The sequence below is a fragment of the Serratia sp. 14-2641 genome, assembly GCF_001692375.1.
Taxonomy (GTDB): domain Bacteria; phylum Pseudomonadota; class Gammaproteobacteria; order Enterobacterales; family Enterobacteriaceae; genus Chania; species Chania fonticola_C.
This window is the reverse complement of record NZ_LXKR01000050.1, coordinates 7,977-11,517: the sequence shown is the minus strand read 5'-3', so window position 1 is coordinate 11,517 and position 3,541 is coordinate 7,977. Positions and strand designations below refer to the sequence as shown.

Below are 3,541 nucleotides of genomic sequence, written 5' to 3'. Positions count from 1 at the left end.
AAGCAGTTGGTCGAAAGATGGCCATCTTGATTTGTATCTGGTCCGCAGTGATGGCCCGTACCTGCAGGGTGTGGTACGTCACCAGGGGCAGTATCAGCATGTCCTGGTGACGCTGCCTGGCCGGGACGATGCCCCACCGATGGTGTTCAACACGGTCACCCCGGAGGGCGCGAGGCCTGTAGGTTGTGGGAATGGGATCAACCGCAGCAGCGGCCAGCCTGTTCCCCGCGAGAATATTGCCTTCAAGCTGGAAGGTGATAGCCAGGTTCGGATTGGCAAACTGGATGCACCCGCCAGCTTACCGCCCGCGCTTCATTCCCGATTGGGGTTTGACGAGCGTTGGCGGGATGAGAACACCTCCCCAAAGGCCGCGCCGGCGGCAGCGCCAAAGGCGCAGCCGGGCGACCCTCGCCCGATATAACTCACTGACCGCAAAGGACACTTTATGTTTAAAAAAAGCGTGTGCGCCGCACTGCTTGCGGCGTTGTGCTGTCTGCCGGCTACCAGTTTTGCTTCTACCTGCCGTGCGGGGGCTGCTGCTGAAGCTGGTAGCAAAGCCGGTTATGAACAGGCCCGGCGGGCAGCCGAAGCCTGGGCGTCGCGAGAACAGAATGCCTCCGACCAGTTGCAGGATTGTTTGTCACGGATACGCACAACCACCATTCAACTGCCCACGTTCCCCAGTCTTGCCGACATCATGAACCAGGTGTCTGAGAAGGTCTGTCAGGCGGCCGTTGACAAGATCAACGACTACATCCCCGGCAACATTGACCCGTGGCAAGAGTTCACGGGACGTTAAGGAGACCCATGCAAACGCAAGAACAGAACTCTGCCGTGGCGCCATTGGCGCCGAACATGGCGCCCCCTGTGTCAGACGATGAGGCGCGAGCTTATGCACATGCCCTGTCCCTGCAACGCCAGCGTGAGCTGGGGGCGGCTTTTGCCCATCGCTGCCTGACCGTCATGTTGTGGCTATGTGTGGCGATGGTGCTGTCGCTTTCCCTAAACGGATATCTGGGATGGCAGGTTGCACACCCTCCGGTGAAATACTTTGCGACTGAGAACGGGCGGGTGACTCCGGTCAAACCGATGAATATGCCAGCGTTTAGCTCAGAGGATGTTGCGGCATTTGGTGCCGATGCATTGCGTAAAGGCTTTACGCTCGACTTTGTTCACTATCGCTCGCAGATGACCCGGGTGGAGCCACTTTTCTCTGACCCGGGTTTTGAGGGATACAACAAGGCACTGACGTCGTCGAACATTCTTGCTGCAGTTAAAAGTCAGCGGATGAACCTGTCGGTTGATGTGGCGCCTGGCGTCATACGCAGCAAAGGGGTACTCGGCGATCGTTATACCTGGGAGTTCCAGTACCCGGTCACACTCAAGCTTGATGGGCAGCAAACCAGTACGCCAGCTCAGCGGTTTATCTTCACTTTGCGCATTCAGCGCACCGACGTTCAGGAAAAGCCGGCGGGTCTTGAAGTCACCCAAATGATTTCAACAAACGCCAACTGAGGTTCCCCATGAAAAATACCCTAATGTTCTCCTTGCTGGTGTTGATGACCACGCCGGTCTGGGCAGAGGCGCCTGCCGCCTCCGCGCCGGCAGGTTGGTCACAAAGTCAGACTCCCACGGCTGCGGTGCCTGCTGCACCGGCCGCTCGGCCCGTGTCGGAGCCACCATTACCGAATGGTGCCGGGTTGTCCGGTAGCGATCCACTTCCTCCTCCCTCACCACTCTATGCGCAGGCCGAGGAGGCCGTATCACCCTTGACCCCTGATGAGATTAGACAGTTGCGTGCGCGTCAGTCCGACGTCACCCGGGCCATGATCTCACCCTCAGTATCGGTGGTGCCACGCATCAGTGCACTGACCGTCGATTTGTCGCCGGGAGCCAGTTTGCCACTGGTGCGTACGGCGATGAATTACCCCAGTTCACTGACGTTTATCGACAGCACCGGTGCACCCTGGAAATTGGGCGCTGCACCGATCAGCGGTAATCCGGCCTTCCAGCTTTACTGGGTGCCGGACAGTCCGGTGATGGTGGTTTATGCCAAGCAACCTTTTGTCAGCGGCAATATCACCGTTTATCTGAGTGGGTTGTCCGTTCCCATTGTGCTGAATGTCACCAGCGGCGAACCGGATACGTCTGCCAAAACCTGGACGGTAGACAGTCGCCTCGATATGCGCGTTCCCCGGCGTGGGCCAGCGGCCAAAGCGACGGCCATACCTGAAAGTCGCATCGGGCTGCATGACAGTACGCTGCAGTCTTTCCTTGACGGTGTACCGCCTAAAGAGGCTCGGCGGCTCAACGTTACCGGTGGCGTGCCTGACACCACGGTATGGCAACTGGGGGATGATTTGTACATCCGATCGCGCGCCGATATTCGTGACGAGTTTGAAGCGACGCTTTCCTCTGCAGATGGTACTCACCTGTGGAAGTTGCCGGCGACACCCTATGTGACGTTTTCCGTTATGGGGAAAACCACCGCGCTAAACATTGCTCTGGAGTAAGACATGGCGAGTGAAAATGATGCAGGAAGGGATAAAAAGCTGACATTGACCCTGGTGGCCTCTGCGGTGGTGGCATTGGTAGGCGGGACTTATTTTGTCTGGAGTTGGCTGGCTACGCCGCCACCGGCACCCTCCCAGGTTGATATCAATCGCGTAGGCGCGTCGGTGCACAGCAAGGGGACAGAAACGCCGGCGTATCGGGATTTGCTTCGACAGTATAACCAGGAAGGGGTCACGACCGCACAGCAGCGTAATAGCAGCTTTATTGCTTCTATACCACTGGAGCAGGAACCCGTGACGCTACCCTCTCAAGCTACGAATGCGCGAAAGCCATCGACAGAACCCTCAGCCCGACAGGGGCGCAGTGATTCGCGTCAGGCCGATACGGACAGGCAGCGGCAGGACGAACGGCGGCAGAAAGCGTTGGACGCCTTATTGGCGCAGATGGTACCGCGAACGGATACGACATCACCGCCAACCGGTATACAGGTGGCTCAGGCTCTCGGTGGGGGAGATGGTAGTACATCGGGGGGGAGCGGGGGAGACATGTCGGGCTTTAGCCGCTGGAGCGCCAGCCTGCCGGGCAATATGTCGATGCAGACGGCCTCACTCAGTACCGGAACAGGGGGATCTCCGGTTACGCCTTCCGTGGTCGTGCCACCCTACTGGCGTGGTCCGGGCGTGATCGACATTGGCGTGGACTCAGATAACAGCACCACCCCAGTGTTGGGGCGGTTTGTGTCAGGTCCCTATGCGGGCGCGGTGCTTAAAGCCCCTGCCGGCGCGAAGCTGGCGGGGGATGGGGTGGTGATCCACTTCACCGAAATGGCTTTTGGGGGCGTCAATTATCAGGTCGATGCCTATGCGCTGCAGGATGAGAGTCTGATGCCGAGTGTCGCCACTGAAGTCAATAACCGTTACTTCTCGCGCATTGTATTGCCAGCCTTGCTGAAAGGGATTGGTGGTATCGGTGAGATGTATGCGCAGGCCAATACGCAGGTGGTGACGAACGGCTTCAACGCGGTGAC

Annotated in this window: 5 protein-coding genes; all 5 read left to right on the top strand. The window is 58.5% G+C overall.

The genetic code is table 11. The features are described from left to right. The coding region (locus A6U95_RS18350) for a hypothetical protein (RefSeq protein WP_198927311.1) at positions 1–421 on the top strand (421 nt) is incomplete at its 5' end. A gap of 24 nt (positions 422–445) precedes the next feature. Continuing rightward, positions 446–799, top strand: coding sequence for a conjugal transfer protein (locus A6U95_RS18345; protein WP_065685506.1), 354 nt, complete (start codon positions 446–448; stop codon positions 797–799). A gap of 8 nt (positions 800–807) precedes the next feature. Beyond that, positions 808–1,515, top strand: coding sequence for a DotI/IcmL/TraM family protein (locus tag A6U95_RS18340; RefSeq protein WP_083196416.1), 708 nt, complete (start codon positions 808–810; stop codon positions 1,513–1,515). 8 nt (positions 1,516–1,523) lie between these two features. After that, entirely contained in the window at positions 1,524–2,513 is a 990-nt protein-coding gene (locus tag A6U95_RS18335) for a DotH/IcmK family type IV secretion protein (protein WP_083196415.1), read from the top strand. 3 nt (positions 2,514–2,516) lie between these two features. Further along, positions 2,517–3,541, top strand: a 1,025-nt coding sequence (gene traO, locus A6U95_RS31095; RefSeq protein WP_065685505.1) for a conjugal transfer protein TraO, incomplete at its 3' end; no start/stop codon positions are given.